Raw genomic sequence first — 15,194 nt, forward strand, 5'->3', positions numbered from 1 at the left:
GCGGCTACGGAGCCGAGGCGCTACCCCGCCGCCGACGCGCCCGCAACCCCCGCCGCGCCCACGGCCGACCGTCCTAACGTCGACAGCGAACGTGAGCGAAAGGAATGCGAATGGCCGCCACCACGAAGGACGCACCCACCAAGAACCGCCGTCGCCCGGCTCGAGGCGGCAGCGGCCCCGAGACCACCAACGAGCAGAACGCCGAGAAGGGCTTCCAGGCGTCCGAGAAGCTCACCGGCGCGCTGCAAGCCGTGCTGATCGACCTCATCGAGCTGTCGGTCCAGGGCAAGCAGGCCCACTGGAACGTCGTCGGCAAGAACTTCCGTGACACTCACCTCCAGCTCGACGAGATCATCGAGGCGGCGCGCGAGTTCAGCGACACCGTCGCCGAGCGCATGCGCGCGCTGCACGCCCTGCCCGACGGCCGCAGCGACACGATCGCCGAGACGACGACCCTGCCGGAGTTCCCCCAGGGCGAGATCGACACGGCCGAGGTCATCGACCTCATCACCGAGCGCATCGACGCCGTCGTCGGCACCGTCCGCGATGTGCACGACGGGGTCGACGACGAGGACCCCACCAGCGCAGACATCCTGCACTCGATCCTCGAGCGTCTCGAACAGCTGTCATGGATGGTCAGCGCCGAGAACCGCGTCGCCCGCAAGTAACCGCGGCGGAGAACACACCGGATGCCGGGGCCTGAGGGTCCCGGCATCCGTCGTTCGTCGCGGGCCAGCGCCCGCCGCGCCGAGCGGTGCCTCCCCGACCGCTCGGGGTGTGGGACGCTCGATGACGTCGGCGGACGCCGACGGGAACCGGGGGGATCCATGTCGAACGGTCAGGTCGTCGACGTCCGAGCACGACGGGGAGCCTCGTGGTTCCTCCTGATCGGGGCGATAGGTGCGGCGGCAGGTCTGCTGCCGTGGCTCACCACCGGCCCGTTCCTCCCCCTCCAGAATCTCGAGGAGACCGGCGATGCGTCGCGGGTGGGACCGTTCGTGCTCCTCCCCTTCAGCCAGTACGAGATCACGACGATCATCGTGCTCCTGGTGATGGGCGGTGTCGCCGCGGGGATCGCAGCCCGCGCCCTGCGGTCGCGGCCCGGTGTCACGCGAGCGATCGCGACGGTCGGCGGGCTCGCGCTGGTCCAGGTCGTCGCGATCATCGAGACCGCGCTCGTGACGGCGAGCGTGCTGCAGGAGCGCGTGGAGTCGACGGTGTACCTGCTCCTGGTCACCGCCGTCGCGATCCTCGCTCTCGTCGTCTCCCTGGTCTCCGCGTTCGTGCTCGCCGCCGCGCCCCGCGCAGGCGCCGGAGTCGCCCTCGCGATCGGTGCGATGGCCGCGGGCATGTGGATCGGCGCGTGGCTGACGCTGCCGTTCGCGTACGGTTCTCCGTTCGCCGCCATCCTCCCTCTGACCGTCCACCTCGGCCCGGTGCTCGTCGGCGCCGTGATCGCCTGGACGGGGGTCGACACCATCGGGCGCGTGGCCGCAGCGGTGGTCGGTCTCCTGCTCGTGTGGGTGGTCCCCGCCCTGAGCACGGCGCTCGCGTCCGCCGCGGGGACGCGCGTGCTCGCCCGTGATCTCCCCGGGATGGCCGACTACGGCGTCACCGTGTTCTTCTCCGCGCTCTCGCTCCCGGAGCTGACCCTGCCCTCGCTGGTCGTCACGGTCGTGGTCGCCGCGGCCGGTCTCGCGCTGCGACGGGTGCTGCCCCGGGCGCGTCGCGCCGGTGCGGTTGAGCCGACTCGGTGAGCCGCCAGTCCGACGTCCCGCGTCCGTTCGGGGCTCCGGACGCCGGCCCGGTCAGCGCCCGGGAAGGACGAGCGGCGGCCGCGGCCCTTCGAGCCGGGCGATGGAGGCCTTGATATCGGCGATGTTTGCCGTGATTCCGACGATATTGGCGTCGATGGTGAGGAGGCGCTCGTCGATCTGCCGTTCGCGGGCGTCGATGCGCGCCATTCGCTCGTCGAACCGCGCATCCGCGCGGTCCATCCGCGTCTCGGCGCGCTCCATGCGGGACTCGATCCGGTCGAATCGCTGGTCCATCTGCTCGAACCGGTGATCGACCTGCGCGAAGTGGCGGTCGACCTGCTCGAACCGGTGATCGACCTGCGCGAACTGCCGCTCCGTGCGACGCTCGACCCGATCGAGCATCCACTTCATTCCGCTCAGGATCGCCGCCGCGAAGGTCAGGAAGAACGCGGCGAGTGCGATGAGGACCTGAGCGGTATCGAGGGTCACGGTCGGTTCTTCCGGGCGGGGTGGCATCGACTTTACGGACCCCCTCGGCACGCGCGCCAGCGCCTCTCGGCGTGCGGTGGACGACTTCACCCCCACGCCCATTGAGGAGGAACCGTCAGATCCGCAGCACCTCGGTGACCCGCACGACCGCCGTCCCCTCTTCCTCGGACGCGGCGAGATCGACGTCGGCGCGGATGCGCCAGTCGTGATCGCCGGCGGGGTCGTCGATCGTCTGCTCGACGCGCCACACACCCTCCGCCGCGGCCGACTCGTCGATGTCTACGTACGCCGACGATCGCGCCGCTCCCCCGGTGCCGATCGCATCGTGCTCGTCGAAATAGGCGTCCAGCGCGGCGGGCCAATCCACGTCGGGGTCGAGTTCGACGAGTTCGTCGTCGCGCTGCAGGGCCGCGAGCTGCACGCGCCGGAACATCTCGTTGCGCACGAGCACGACGAACGCGCGGCGGTTGGTGAGGATCGACGGCGGTGCCGGCGGCACCACGGGCGCGGTCGGGTCGTCGGCGGGGTTGATGAGCTGCTCCCACTCGTCGACGAGGCTCGAGTCCACCTGTCGCACGAGTTCGCCGAGCCACTCGATGAGATCGAGCAGGTCAGGGGTCTGCGCATCGACGGGTACCGTCTGGCGGATGGCCCGGTAGGCGTCGCTGAGGTAGCGCAGCACCAGTCCCTCGCTCCGGGCGAGCTGGTACAGCGAGACGAACTCCCCGAACGACAGTGCCCGCTCGAACATGTCGCGCACCACCGACTTGGGCGACAGCTCGAAGTCGCGGATCCACGGCTGGCTCGACGCGAACACCTCGTACGCCTGCGCGAGCAACGCGTCGAGGGGCTTGGGCCACGTGATCTCCTCGAGCAGCTCCATGCGCTCGTCGTACTCGATGCCCTCGCGCTTCATCGCCGCGACGGCCTCACCGCGCGCGCGGAACTGCTGCTGCGAGAGCACCGGCCGCGGATCGTCGAGCGTCGCCTCGATGACGCTGACGACGTCGAGCGCGTAGTGCCCGGTGCCGACCGACGACGCCGGGGGCGCGGCATCCGGCCCCCGTCCCAACTCCACCTCGGGATCGAGCATCTCGATCGCGGCGAGCGCGAACGGCGACAGCGGCTGGTTGAGCGCGAAGTTCGGCTGCAGCTCAACGGTGAGCGCAATGCGTGAGGAGTCAATATCTGTCGCCTGGGACCCTCCCTGGGCGACAGATTTCGACCCCTCACGCGGCGGGAGCACCTCGACCACGCCGGCCTGCACGAGGGTGCGGAAGATCGCGAGCGCGCGGCGGGCGAGTTCGTACTTCCGGGCCTGCGGTTCGTGGTTGTCGAACACCAGCGACCGCACGTTCTCGAAGACGTCGCCACCGCGGGCGATGACGTTGATGAGCATCGCGGCGGTGAGCTTCATCTGCGGCTGGAGCGGCTCGGGCTCCGCGGCGACGAGGCGGTCGTAGCTCTGTTCGGTCCAGTTGACGAAGCCCTGCGGCGCCTTCTTCCGCACGATCTTCTTCTGCTTCTTGAGGTCGTCCCCGGCTTTGAGGATCTGCGCGGCGTTCTCGATCTCGTGGTCGGGTGCCATGACGACGACCGTGCCGGCGGTGTCGTAGCCGGCGCGGCCCGCGCGCCCCGCGATCTGGTGGAACTCTCGCGCCGAGAGCTGGCGCATGCGCGTGCCGTCGTACTTCGTCAGCGCCGTCATCAGCACGGTCCGGATCGGGACGTTGATCCCGACCCCGAGAGTGTCGGTACCGCAGATGACGCGCAAGAGCCCGCGCTGCGCGAGCGTCTCGACCAGGCGCCGGTACCGCGGGAGCATCCCGGCGTGGTGGACCCCGATGCCGGCGCGCACGTACCGCGACAGGGTCTTGCCGAAGCCGGTGGTGAAGCGGAACCCGCCGATGGCCTCGGCGATCTCGTCGCGCTGCTCACGGCCGATGATGCGGATCGACGACAGTGCTTGCGCGCGCTCCATCGCCGCCGCCTGAGAGAAATGCACCACGTACACCGGCGCCTGGCGAGTGTCGAGGAGCTCTTGCACGGTCTCGTGGATGGGCGTCCGGGCGTACTCGAAGTGCAGGGGAACGGGCCGTTCGACGCCGGTGACGCGGGCGGTGGGCCGGCCGGTGCGGCGGGAAAGGTCGTCGGCGATACCGGTGACATCGCCGAGCGTCGCCGACATGAGGATGAACTGCGCGCGCGTCAGCAGCAGCAGCGGCACCTGCCAGGCCCAGCCGCGGTCGGGCTCGCCGTAGTAGTGGAACTCGTCCATCACGACCTGGTCGACCACGGCATCCGGGCCCTGTCGCAGGGCGAGGTTGGCGAGGATCTCGGCCGTGCAGCAGATGATCGGAGCGTCGGAGTTGACCGAGGAATCGCCCGTGACCATCCCCACGTTCTCGGCGCCGAAGATCTCGACGAGGGCAAAGAACTTCTCGCTCACGAGCGCCTTGATGGGGGCCGTGTAGTAGCTGCGGCCGCCGCGGGCGAGGGATGCCGCGTGCGCGGCGACGGCGACGAGGGACTTCCCCGTCCCGGTCGGCGTGGACAGGATGACGTTCGCCCCCGACACGATCTCGATGACGGCCTCGTCCTGGGCGGGGTAGAGCGTGAGCCCGCGCTCGCTCGCCCACTCGACGAATCCCAGGTAGGCGGAATCCGGATCGGTGCCCGCGGGCACGTGGTCGAGGAGCGAGGTCACTGCTCCACCCTCTCATCCCCCGATCCGCGACCCGCCGGTCGCGCTCAGTCGGCGTCGGAGAAGACGCCGATCCGATCCCCGTCGCGGACGAACTGGACGGCGCTGCCGACGGGGAACCGCTGGCGGAAGGCCTCGGGCAGTTCGGGGGTGACGACGAACTCCACCGTCGCGGGGAAGGCGCCCGCCCCGCACCCGCCGTACCGGAAACCGCCCTGGAAGGTCCCGTCGTCCTCGGTCCACGGGGCGTCGGCCGTCTCGATGAGGAACAGGCACTCGGCACGGTTGCCGGCGGAGTCGATCTGCGTGGAGCCGGCGAACGTCGTCAGCCCCAGGAAGTCGGCGTAGCCCTCCACCTCGGACGGGTCGATGCCGAGCGGCGACAGCGAGTCGGTCTGAACGGACGGATCAGGCAGCAGGGTCTCCACCTGAGCGACGCCAGCGGTGCGCGCGACCGGAACGAAGGTCGCCGCGGCGACCGAGGCCGCGCTCGCCACGGCGGCGACCGCGGCGAGAGAGCCGGCCCACAGCCAGAGCGTCCGCGGGCGGTGTACGACGGGCCTCCGGGAGGGGCGCTCCGGGATGGTCGCTTCCTCGTCGTCCTCCCCCTCGGTGTCCGCCCTCGTCGGGTCGTCCTCGGGTTCGGAGGATCCGGTCCGGACCGGTGGCGAGACCGCCGCCTCGGCGCGGCGTCGCCGTTCGAGGTCTTCCAGTTCGTGCAGTCGCGCCCAGGCGACCGGGTCGTCGGCGAGATCGGCATCCGGCCCGTAGGCGCGCGCGCGAAGCCTCGTCAGTTCGTCCTGCGCCTCGGCATCCATCCCGTGAATCGTCCCACAGCACGCGGAGTCGAGGGCGGGGCTTGCATGCGTGGGAATAGACCTGAGGATGCCGCGTTGCATACGTCATGCGCTCTTTCGGCACCCTCTCCTTCGGGCACTACGGCCCCCTCGGCGGCGGGCATCACCTGTCCGCCGGCGACTCGATGCTCCAGGCGATCGACCTCGCCCAGGGCATGGACGACCTCGGCGTGAACGGCGTCGCCTTCCGCGTCCACCACTTCGCTCGACAGCAGTCGGCGCCCATGCCGCTGCTCGCCGCGATCGCGGCGCGCACGTCGCGCATCGAGGTGGGCACCGGCGTCATCGACATGCGGTACGAGAACCCGCTCATGCTCGCCGAAGAGGCGGCATCCGTCGACCTGATCAGCGCGAACCGACTCGCGCTCGGCGTGAGCCGCGGGTCACCCGAGACGGTCGTGCGCGGCTACGAGGCGTTCGGCTACACGGGGTCCGAGGACGAGCGCGGCGCCGACATCGCCCGCGAGCATTTCGACCTGTTCCTGCGCGCGATCGACGGCGAAGGTCTCGCCGAGCGCGATCCGATGAGCCCCTTCGGCGGCGGGACCGGTCTGCAGCGCATCGAACCGCACTCCCCCGGCCTGCGTAAGCGCATCTGGTGGGGTGCCGGCACGACGGCGACCGCCGAGTGGGCGGGCCGCAAGGGCATCAACCTCATGTCGTCGACCCTGCTCACCGAGGCCGACGGCACGCCCTTCGACATCCTCCAGGCTCGGCAGCTCGACGCCTTCCGCGCCGCCTGGGCCGAAGCCGGCCACGCGGGCACACCGCGCACGTCGGTGAGCCGTAGCATCTTCCCCATCGTCAGCGACGAGGACCGGATGTACTTCGGCGGGTCGGCGGGCTCCGACCAGATCGGTGTGATCGACGGCATGCGCTCGACCTTCGGCAAGACGTACGCCGCCGAGCCCGACGCCCTCGTCGAGCAGCTGCAGAACGACGCCGCCGTGATGAGCGCCGACACCCTCATGCTGACGATCCCGTCGCAGATGGGCGTCGCGTTCAACCTGCGACTGGTGGAGAACTTCGCGAAGTACGTCGCACCGGCGCTCGGGTGGGTGCCGACCCGCGATTCCGTGTCCGCGAACTGATCAAGACGCGGCGGTAAAGGTCACCACCCCGGAGTGCGGGCGAACATCGCGTCCGTCTCCGGGGTGACTCGACTTCGGGGCGGGGAGCGCGACGGCGCGATCTACCGGGCCCCGGCGGTCACCTCTGCGGGAGCAGGCGCCAGCGGGAAACGGACCTCGGCGATCGTGCCACTGTCGGGAGCATTGTCGAGGCTGATGGTCGCCTTCATCCCCGCGAGCAGGTCTCGCGTGATCGCCAGCCCCAAACCCGTTCCGGCGACCCCGTCATGGATCGTCCGCGGGGCGCGGTAGAAGGGCTCGAACAGCCGCTCGCGCTCCGCGGGGTCGATCCCGGGCCCCTCGTCCTGCACTGTGACGATCACCGCGTCCTCGGTGGTGCGCACGGTGATCGTCACCGCTCCCCCGCGAGGCGAGAACTTCACGGCGTTGGTGAGGAGGTTCGTGATCACTCGGCCGAGATCGCTCGCATACGCCATCACCCGCACGGAGGAAGCGCAGTCCACCTCGGTGGTCAGTTCTCGGCTCACGACGCTGTACCGCACGTCGAGCAGGCATTGCTCGATGACCTCCGCGAGCACGACCGGCACCGCCGGCGCCTCGGCGTCTTCCCGCTGCCGTCGGGCAGCGGCGAGCACGTTGCTGACCAGCTCGAGAAGGCGTTCGGAGTTGCGGAGGATCACCGCGACGTAGTCGCGTTCCACGGGAGTGCGCACGAGATCGGCCAGCTCCTCCGCATACCCGCTGATCGAGGTGAGCGGCGTTCTCAGCTCGTGCGACACGCTGGCGACGAAGTCGTCCTTCTGCTGGTTCATCGCCCGCAGCGCGTCGACGATCTGGCGCTGCTTCTCCAACCGCGCGGCCATGACCGCCTCGGCCTCGCGCAGAGCGCTGAGATCCTCGACGTAGAGGAGGTAGAACGTGCCGTAGTCCGATCGGTCGAGCGCCTCGATCGTGACGCGCAAGAGAGCGTCGTCGCCCTCGTCGACCGGCCACGCCGTGGTGTCGGACCGGCCGGGCACGAGAGTCCTCGCGAACGATCGGAGCGTTCCGTCCGGCCGGACGACCAGGCCCGACTTCGCCGTCGCCGTCAACTCGGAGGCCAGCACGGTGGTCGCCATCGGGTTGATCTCCAGGACCACGAGCCCCCCGCCCGCTTCTTCCGACAGGATCGCGAAGCCGCTGCGGGCGCGCGCGAATCCCTCGTTCAAGAGTCGCCGGGTGCCTTCGCGCTGGTCGATCAACGCACGCTGGTGGGCCTGCGCCGCAGCGACGAACAGGGCGGTGACGGCCAGGGTGATGGCATAGAGCTGCAACAGGCTCACGACCCTGATCGCTCCGGCGGAATTGGCGAACGCCCCGCCGCCGAGGGCGGTCAACCCGCTCACCACGGCGATCGTCAGGACCAGTTGCGCGTACGTCACACGCATCGATTGCGTGAAGGCCGCGTACATCAGGACGGGCACCGGTAAGAACCCCAGCGGATCCCTCCAACCGGGGAAGAACGCCACCGCCGTGGTGGCGAGGGTGAGGAGCGTCAGCCCCAGGGAGATCCTCCACGGGGTCACGCGCTTCTCCCGTGCGATCAGGACGAGAGGGGTGATGACCAGGATGGCCGAGGTATGGGATGCGACGATACCGCCGACCGTGGAGAGGAACGACCCGCCCCCCACGGCCACGCCCGCTGCGATCCCGAGCCCGCCCACGGAGCCGCCGACGACCGCGCCCAGCATGAACCGGCCGGCGGCTTTCAGGTTGCGGATCCCCGGCGCGGCGGAGCGACCCGTGGCGATGGTCGCCACGACGTACACCTCGAAGGCCGCCGACAAGCCGCCGAGGACGGCGACCCCCATCCCGCGCTCGCCGATCACCGAGACGGCGACCATCATCAGCCCGTAGCCCGCACTGACGTAGGGGCGCTGGGCTGACGAGGACATCAGGCCCGCAGCGGCACCGACACCCGCGGCGGGCCACCACCAGCTCAACGTCGCAGGCCCACTCACCCACGTGACGCTGGCCAGCCCCACGACGAAGCTGATGAGCAGGGTCAGCGCCAGCGCTGCCGGGTGGCGCCACCCCGGGAGCGCGCGCACCCTGTCGGCGATATTGCTGTGGGACATGCCGGGATAGTATCCGTGCAGAGACCCGATCGAGTGCCGTCGGGCACCCCGACTCGCGAGGCGCGGGCGGGAGGTCGGATGCCGAGGGGAGAGGGTCTCACGTGCCATCAGTACTCATCGCCGACGACGAGGTCGACCTCGCCCGACTCACGCGTATGCGCCTGGATGCCGCCGGTCTCGACGCCGTGGAGTGCTACGACGGCTCCACCGCGCTGCAGATCCTGCGCGAAAGCCGTCCCGCGGTGGCGATTCTCGACTGGATGATGCCCGGAATGGACGGCCTCGAACTCGCCCGCCTCGTCCGCGCCGACGATGCCCTGAAGAACACTCGCCTGATCCTGATGACCGCCCGCGTGGAGGCCGAGACGGAGGAGGGGTTCGCCGAGCGTCACGGATTCGACGTCGTCCTCATCAAGCCCGTCCCCCGCGCCGATCTCATCGCTACGGTGCTGAGCGAGCTGCAGGCGGCCCGCGTCGGCGCCTGACGCATCCCCTCCCGCGTCTCCCGCGGTCGATCCGCGCCCGGGCCACGCCCCGGATAGATTCGGGGAATGCCGGCCCCCGCTTCCCCGCCCCCGCACGCCGTCGAAGCCCTCGCCGACCGCGTCGAGCGCGCGGCATCCGGATCCGCGCGCTTCCTGCTCGGCATCGCCGGCAGCCCGGGCAGCGGCAAGACGACGCTCGCGGCCGCCCTCGTCGACGAGTTGAACGCCCGCCTCGCCGGGGTGGCGGCCGCTCTGCCGATGGACGGTTTCCACCTCGCCAACGCCACGCTCGACCGTCTCGGGCGGCGCGACCGCAAAGGGGCACTCGACACGTTCGACGGCTGGGGGTTCCTCGCCCTGCTGCACCGGGTGCGGGCCGAGACCGACCGTACTGTCTTCGCACCGAGCTTCCACCGCGCCGTCGACGAGGGCGTCGCGGGCGAGATCGCGATCGAGCCCGCCACACGCCTCGTCGTGGTCGAGGGCAACTACCTCCTCGTCGACGACGGCCCGTGGGCGCTCGTGCGCGATGCTCTCGACGAAACGTGGTTCTGCACCGCTCCCCCGGCGGCGCGCGAGGCGCGCCTGATCGAGCGCCACACGCGCCACGGGCGCACGGTGGAGGCGGCCACCGCGTGGGCGCGGAACGTCGACGGGGGAAACGCCGACCTGATCGAGACGACGCGCGATCGTGCCGACCTCGTGGTGTCCGGCGAGACAGGAGCCGTCGTCGCTCGCACCGCTTGACAGCGACCTCGCAGGCTCGTAGGTTCATTACTCAAGTAACGAACCCAAGGAGTCCGATGCTCGACGACGGCAAGCCGATCTTCCTCCAGATCGCGGAGTCCATCGCCGACGGCGTCCTGGCCGGCAGCTACCCCGAGGGCACACAAGTCCCCTCGACCAACGAACTCGCCGCGTTCCACCGCATCAACCCCGCGACCGTCGGCAAGGGCCTCGGCCTGCTCGTCGATCGCGGCATCCTGCACAAACGGCGCGGGCTGGGCATGTTCGTCAGCGAAGGAGCGCGTCAGCGACTCCGCGACGAACGCACCACCGCCTTCCGCGCCGACTTCGTCGCGCCGCTGCTCGCCGAAGCGCACTCCCTCGGTCTCGATCTTCCCGACATCCACCGCATCATCGACCAGGAAGGGGCCTCGTCATGACACAGCCCGCCATCCGTCTGTCGGGGGTATCGCGACGCTTCCGTCGCACGCTCGCCCTCGACTCCGTGACCGTCGACATCCCCGAGAACGCCATCACCGGGCTCCTCGGCCGCAACGGCGCCGGCAAGACGACGCTCATGTCGATCATCGCCGGCCACGACCGGCCCAGCACCGGCTCCGTCGAGGTCTTCGGCACCGATCCGTTCGAGAACGCCGTGACGATGTCATCCATCAGCTTCGTGCGCGACAACCAGCGCTATCCCGAGGACTTCACGCTGCGCCAGGCGATCGAGGTCGCCCCGCTCTTCCATGCCGGATGGGATGCCGAGGTGGCCGAGCGCCTGATCCACGGCTTCCGACTCCCCCGGAAGACCGCGATCAAGAAGCTGTCGCGCGGGCAGGCCTCCTCGCTCGGGATCGTGCTCGGCCTCGCCTCGCGCGCACCCGTGACGATCTTCGACGAGCCCTACCTCGGACTGGATGCCACGGCCCGACGCTTCTTCTACGACTCGCTCATGCAGGACTACCTCGACCACCCGCGCACGATCCTGGTGTCCACTCACCTCATCGACGAGATGGAGCCCCTGCTCGAGCACGTCGTGATCGTCGATGACGGGCGCCTCGTGCGCACGGCCACGGCGGACGAACTGCGCGGCAGCGCCGTCACGCTGAGCGGACTCACCGCCGCGGTCGACGATCTGGCCGAGGGACGCCGTGTCCTCCAGCGCCGCTCGATCGGCGGTCTCACGTCGCTCGTCGTCGAGACCCGGGCCGACGACGACCTGCGCGCGCAGGTCGCCCGCACCGGCGTCCAACTGACCTCGGCCACGCTGCAGGACCTCGTCGCCGCCTACGGCGTCCAGAACGACACCCGGGAAGGAACCCTCGCATGACCTCCGCCACCGTCACCCGCTCGCGCGGCGCCGCGCCGCTGGATGTCCTGCGCCTGCACTTCGCGCAGCGCGCGATGCTGCTGCGCACCCCGCCGGGCATCATGCTCATCGTGTTCGCGCTCACCGTGATCATCGCGATCATCTTCTGGCGGATCGGCTCGGTCCCTGGCAGCCCGGAGTGGGTGCAGAACAGTCGCAACAACGCGGCGGTCTTCTGGGCGCTGCCCGGATTCTTCGGATGGCTCGGGGTCCAGACCGTGTCACTGACGTTCCCGCTCGCCCTGTCGCTCGGCAGCACCCGTCGCACCTTCGTCTTCGGCACCGTGCTCACCCACGTCGCGCTCTCGCTCTACGTCACCGCCATGCTGCTGGCCCTGCTGGCCATCGAGCTGGCGACGGGGCACTGGTTCTTCGACATCTACATGACCGACGTCACGATCCTCGGCTCCGGAAATCCCGTTCAGCTCGCGGTCACCGCGTTCCTCGGCACGCTCTTCGTCCTCTCGGTCGGCGGCGCCTTCGCCGCCGCCTGGGTGCGGTTCGGAGCACTCGGGCCGATCGGGCTCGCGGCGGCGCTCGTGGTCTCGCTGGGGATCGTCGTGATCCTCCTCGTCCCGATCGCGTCGGCGTTCCAGCCGTGGTGGGTCGCGGCGGCGGCGGGCGTGGTGATCGTCCTCGCCCTCGTGGGGCAGTACTCCTTCCTCCGACGCGCGTCCGTGCGCTGAGGCCACGCGGCGGGTCCCGCTCACCGCGCCGGCGGGACCGGCATGGTGCGATCGAGCGTCCAGCCGTTCTCGTCCACCGCGCCCGCGCCCGGCCGCTCCGCGTCGCGGCGGGCCGCCTCGGCATCCGCGTACATCAGCGAGACGAGGCCGCGCTGCTTCCACAACTGCTCACGTGTGTAGGCGTCCTCGGACATGACGAACGCCCCGCCGCCGGTCCGACGCCGCAGCTCCGCGAGCCAGGCCGCATAGGCGGGATCGGGAAGGGATGCCGCGGGGAACGGCCTCGCCCGAGCGATCAGTCGCTCGGCGATGGCCTGCACCGTCCACGCGGTGCGGCCGTCGCGGAACAGGTCCCATTCGCCGGCGCTGGAGTAGCTCAGCAGCTCAGTGTCTTCGTCGTCGCCGTCCTCTGAGGGCACGTGGATGCGGCACCGCCAGTGCCCCGTGGCGTAGAGGTACGCATCGATCCGGATGCCGTGGTACCCGAGCTCGTGAGCGTGGGCGACCGCCGCGACCAGGGCGAACGGCGGGTGCGAGGGCGCGTCGGCGATATCCGTCATGGTGGTCGACCGTACCCGCCCCTCCGCTCCGGACGGATGCGGGCGCGAGGTCGCTACCCTGACAACGTGACCGTCCATCTCGTTCCCGTCGACGCCGCCGGCACCGACCGGAGCGCTCTGCGCCGCTTCCTCACGACCGAGACGTTCCCGTTCCACGTCGTCGCCCGACCCACCCCGGAACAGGTGGATGCCGCGATCGACGCCGGCGCGTGGGGCGGCGCGGACACCGAAACCCTGTGGATCGACCACCCCGACCACGGCCGGATCGGCGTGCTCCGCCTGCAGGACGTGAACGACCCCACCGTGATGCTCGACCTGCGCCTCGCCGAGCGGTGGCGCGGACGCGGCCTGGGCGCCGAGGCGCTCGACGCGGCAGCCGATCACATCTTCCGGACGCGGCCCTCGGTGCTGCGGTTCGAGGGCCAGACGCGTGCAGACAACGTCGCGATGCGCCAGACGTTCTCGCGCCGCGGCTGGGTGCAGGAGGCGCACTACCGCGACGGATGGCAGATCGAGGGCGGCGAGCCGGTGGCATCCGTCGCCTACGCCCTCGTGCGACGCGACAGGGACTCGCGCGCAGTTCCCGATGCGATCCGGCGGGCGTGGGAGGCCGAGGAGCAGCTGCTCACCCCCGGCGTGCGGTCCGATCCTGCGCGCGTCGCTGCCCTGCTCGCCGAGGGTTTCGTCGAGATCGGGCAGTCGGGACGCCGGTGGACGCGGGACGAGATCGTCGCCGCGCTGGTCGACGAGCCGGGGGTCGGCGACGCCGTCGTCAGCGACCGCGAGGCACGGATGATCGGGCCGGATCTCGTCCTGCTCGAGTACCGTGTGCGGTTCGACGGACGCGACAGCCGCCGCGCGGCGCTGTGGCGTTGTGACCCGGAACCCCGCTGCGTTTTCCACCAGGGCACGGCGATCGGACAGAGCGAGGGCTGACCCCTCCTCCCCCTGTGGACGGTCTCGGCGCGATGTCGGAGGTTCGTGGCAGCATGTGTGCATGCCGGAACGACCACCGCTCTTCGACGATCGCGAGGACGCCGTCCTCACCGACGTCGTCGGTGCGCTGATCGAGAGCGAGCGCGCCCTCGCCGAACTCGAGGCGGCGCGCGTCCTGCAGTTCGCGGCCGCGATGCGTGTCGCCCTGCAGCGGTCGGCGCACCGGCCTCGAGCGGTGCAGGAGCGCGAGATGGCGCTGCGTTCGATCGCGGCCGAGATCGGCGGCGCGCTGCGCTGGAACGACCGCACGGTGCAGCGCCGCCTCGGCGAAGCCCTGCAGCTGGTCGACGACTTCCCCGCGACGCTGCAGGCGCTGTCCGAGGGGCGCCTGAGCCCACGCCACGCCGCGGTGATCCGCGACATCGGCGTCGAGATGGACGATCCCGCCGTGCGGGCGGAGTACGAGCGCCGCGTGGTCGTGCGGGCCGCGAACGACACCGTCGCCGGCACGCGGGCCTTCGCGCGCGCTCTCGTCGAAGAACTGCACCCCGCCTCGATCACCGAGCGCTTCGCACGCGCCGAGCAGCAGCGCCGGGTCTGGATCGACGACGACGTCGACGGCATGGCGCGGCTCGGGGTGCTCGACGGGGCGACGAAGATCCGCGCGATGTACGACCGCCTCACCCGACAAGCGAACGAGATCCGCGCGGTCGCAGGGCCCGCCGCGGACGACGACACCGATCCGGATGCCGTGCACGACCGCCGCGCGATCGACCAGGTCCGAGCCGACCTGCTGTGCGACCTCGTGCTCACGGGCCAGCCGGCGATCGATCCGACCGCCGACTCGCTTCCCGGCGGCCTCGGCGCGATCCGCGCGCACGTCTCGGTCACGGTGCCCGCCCTCACCGCCGTCGGGGCGAGCGACCGCGGCGCGTCGATCGACGGGCTCAGCCCCATCGACGCCGATACGGCGCGGCGGCTCCTGGCCGGCTCTCCCGCCTGGGATCGCCTCGTCACCGACCCGGTCACGGGCACCGTCCTCGCGGTCGACCGCTACCGCCCCTCTCCCGCGCTTCAGCGCTTCGTCCGCGCGCGCGACGTGCACTGCAGGTTCCCCGGATGCCGGCAGCCGGCGCGGCGATGCGAGATCGATCACAACCACGACCACGCCCGCGGCGGACCGACGAGCCGGTGCAACCTCGCGTGCCTGTGCACACGGCATCACACCCTCAAGACCGAGACCCCCTGGGTGGCCCGACAGCTCCCTGACGGGAGCATCGAGTGGACGAGTCCGCTGGGCCGCGTGATCACCGATCATCCCGAGAGATACGTCGCCTTCGTCCCCGAACCGGATCCGCCGCCGTTCTGAGTCGCCCCGGCACGTCCGCCCTCCGCGAACCCCTCTCGCTGCATG

General features: G+C 70.6%; 15 protein-coding genes. 10 read left to right on the top strand and 5 right to left on the bottom strand.

The features are described from left to right. Positions 1 to 110 precede the first annotated feature (110 nt). Both FE256_RS05920 and FE256_RS05925 read left to right on the top strand, forming a co-directional pair. Positions 111 to 668 (top strand): Dps family protein, encoded by a 558-nt coding sequence (locus tag FE256_RS05920; RefSeq protein ID WP_138173731.1) that lies wholly within the window; start codon positions 111 to 113, stop codon positions 666 to 668. Positions 669 to 827: 159 nt separating this feature from the next. Beyond that, positions 828 to 1,757 carry a hypothetical protein gene (locus tag FE256_RS05925; protein ID WP_138173733.1) on the top strand — a complete coding sequence of 310 codons (930 nt, stop codon included), beginning with the start codon at positions 828 to 830 and terminating at the stop codon, positions 1,755 to 1,757. 51 nt (positions 1,758 to 1,808) lie between these two features. Here the strand turns inward: FE256_RS05925 and FE256_RS05930 are convergent, their stop codons facing one another. From FE256_RS05930 to FE256_RS05940, 3 genes are all read right to left on the bottom strand, one after another. Further along, positions 1,809 to 2,246 (bottom strand): hypothetical protein, encoded by a 438-nt coding sequence (locus FE256_RS05930; protein ID WP_138173735.1) that lies wholly within the window; start codon positions 2,244 to 2,246, stop codon positions 1,809 to 1,811. A gap of 115 nt (positions 2,247 to 2,361) precedes the next feature. Then, the gene (locus tag FE256_RS05935) at positions 2,362 to 4,953 is read right to left on the bottom strand and encodes a DEAD/DEAH box helicase (protein WP_138173737.1); all 2,592 of its coding nucleotides are present in this window, start codon (positions 4,951 to 4,953) and stop codon (positions 2,362 to 2,364) included. Between the two features lie 44 nt (positions 4,954 to 4,997). Beyond that, positions 4,998 to 5,768 carry a hypothetical protein gene (locus FE256_RS05940; RefSeq protein WP_138173739.1) on the bottom strand — a complete coding sequence of 257 codons (771 nt, stop codon included), beginning with the start codon at positions 5,766 to 5,768 and terminating at the stop codon, positions 4,998 to 5,000. 86 nt (positions 5,769 to 5,854) lie between these two features. Here FE256_RS05940 and FE256_RS05945 point away from each other — a divergent pair, with 86 nt between their 5' ends. Further along, a complete protein-coding gene (locus FE256_RS05945; protein WP_138173741.1) occupies positions 5,855 to 6,898 on the top strand; it encodes an LLM class flavin-dependent oxidoreductase in 1,044 nt (347 codons plus the stop codon). Between the two features lie 101 nt (positions 6,899 to 6,999). On the opposite strand, the gene FE256_RS05950 is transcribed toward FE256_RS05945, so the two are convergent. Next, positions 7,000 to 9,015 (bottom strand): sensor histidine kinase, encoded by a 2,016-nt coding sequence (locus FE256_RS05950; protein ID WP_171024230.1) that lies wholly within the window; start codon positions 9,013 to 9,015, stop codon positions 7,000 to 7,002. 101 nt (positions 9,016 to 9,116) lie between these two features. On the opposite strand from FE256_RS05950, the gene FE256_RS05955 reads away from it, so the two are divergent. From FE256_RS05955 to FE256_RS05975, 5 genes are all read left to right on the top strand, one after another. Then, positions 9,117 to 9,500, top strand: coding sequence for a response regulator (locus FE256_RS05955; RefSeq protein WP_138173745.1), 384 nt, complete (start codon positions 9,117 to 9,119; stop codon positions 9,498 to 9,500). 66 nt (positions 9,501 to 9,566) lie between these two features. Continuing rightward, entirely contained in the window at positions 9,567 to 10,247 is a 681-nt protein-coding gene (locus tag FE256_RS05960; RefSeq protein ID WP_138173747.1) for a nucleoside/nucleotide kinase family protein, read from the top strand. A 56-nt stretch (positions 10,248 to 10,303) separates the two neighbouring features. After that, on the top strand, positions 10,304 to 10,666 hold the full coding sequence (locus tag FE256_RS05965; RefSeq protein ID WP_138173750.1) for a GntR family transcriptional regulator: 363 nt from the start codon (positions 10,304 to 10,306) through the stop codon (positions 10,664 to 10,666). Beyond that, complete coding sequence (locus FE256_RS05970; RefSeq protein WP_138173752.1) at positions 10,663 to 11,559, top strand: ABC transporter ATP-binding protein; 897 nt, start codon at positions 10,663 to 10,665, stop codon at positions 11,557 to 11,559. Before FE256_RS05965 ends, FE256_RS05970 begins: the two co-directional genes overlap by 4 nt. Then, positions 11,556 to 12,284: a hypothetical protein gene (locus FE256_RS05975; protein WP_138173754.1), complete on the top strand. Its 729-nt coding sequence runs from the start codon at positions 11,556 to 11,558 to the stop codon at positions 12,282 to 12,284. The genes FE256_RS05970 and FE256_RS05975 overlap by 4 nt, the downstream gene beginning before the upstream one ends. 20 nt (positions 12,285 to 12,304) lie before the next feature. Here the strand turns inward: FE256_RS05975 and FE256_RS18115 are convergent, their stop codons facing one another. Next, positions 12,305 to 12,844 carry a hypothetical protein gene (locus FE256_RS18115; RefSeq protein WP_171024231.1) on the bottom strand — a complete coding sequence of 180 codons (540 nt, stop codon included), beginning with the start codon at positions 12,842 to 12,844 and terminating at the stop codon, positions 12,305 to 12,307. 66 nt (positions 12,845 to 12,910) lie between these two features. Here FE256_RS18115 and FE256_RS18625 point away from each other — a divergent pair, with 66 nt between their 5' ends. Together FE256_RS18625 and FE256_RS05990 are read left to right on the top strand one after the other, a co-directional pair. Beyond that, on the top strand, positions 12,911 to 13,780 hold the full coding sequence (locus FE256_RS18625; RefSeq protein WP_354645980.1) for a GNAT family N-acetyltransferase: 870 nt from the start codon (positions 12,911 to 12,913) through the stop codon (positions 13,778 to 13,780). Positions 13,781 to 13,841: 61 nt separating this feature from the next. Next, positions 13,842 to 15,149 carry an HNH endonuclease signature motif containing protein gene (locus FE256_RS05990; protein ID WP_138173756.1) on the top strand — a complete coding sequence of 436 codons (1,308 nt, stop codon included), beginning with the start codon at positions 13,842 to 13,844 and terminating at the stop codon, positions 15,147 to 15,149. Positions 15,150 to 15,194 lie beyond the last annotated feature (45 nt).

It is taken from the genome of Microbacterium sp. 5K110, from assembly GCF_005774735.1.
Lineage (GTDB): Bacteria > Actinomycetota > Actinomycetes > Actinomycetales > Microbacteriaceae > Microbacterium.

Excerpts from the sequence above, each read along its gene's own strand:
- FE256_RS05925 (WP_138173733.1), top strand. The coding sequence starts at position 828 with ATGTCGAACGGTCAGGTCGTCGACGTCCGAGCACGACGGGGAGCCTCG.
- FE256_RS05970 (WP_138173752.1), top strand. The coding sequence starts at position 10,663 with ATGACACAGCCCGCCATCCGTCTGTCGGGGGTATCGCGACGCTTCCGT.
- FE256_RS05960 (WP_138173747.1), top strand. The coding sequence starts at position 9,567 with ATGCCGGCCCCCGCTTCCCCGCCCCCGCACGCCGTCGAAGCCCTCGCC.
- FE256_RS05965 (WP_138173750.1), top strand. The coding sequence starts at position 10,304 with ATGCTCGACGACGGCAAGCCGATCTTCCTCCAGATCGCGGAGTCCATC.
- FE256_RS18115 (WP_171024231.1), bottom strand. The coding sequence starts at position 12,844 with ATGACGGATATCGCCGACGCGCCCTCGCACCCGCCGTTCGCCCTGGTC.
- FE256_RS05940 (WP_138173739.1), bottom strand. The coding sequence starts at position 5,768 with ATGGATGCCGAGGCGCAGGACGAACTGACGAGGCTTCGCGCGCGCGCC.
- FE256_RS05950 (WP_171024230.1), bottom strand. The coding sequence starts at position 9,015 with ATGTCCCACAGCAATATCGCCGACAGGGTGCGCGCGCTCCCGGGGTGG.
- FE256_RS05975 (WP_138173754.1), top strand. The coding sequence starts at position 11,556 with ATGACCTCCGCCACCGTCACCCGCTCGCGCGGCGCCGCGCCGCTGGAT.
- FE256_RS05920 (WP_138173731.1), top strand. The coding sequence starts at position 111 with ATGGCCGCCACCACGAAGGACGCACCCACCAAGAACCGCCGTCGCCCG.
- FE256_RS05945 (WP_138173741.1), top strand. The coding sequence starts at position 5,855 with ATGCGCTCTTTCGGCACCCTCTCCTTCGGGCACTACGGCCCCCTCGGC.
- FE256_RS05990 (WP_138173756.1), top strand. The coding sequence starts at position 13,842 with ATGCCGGAACGACCACCGCTCTTCGACGATCGCGAGGACGCCGTCCTC.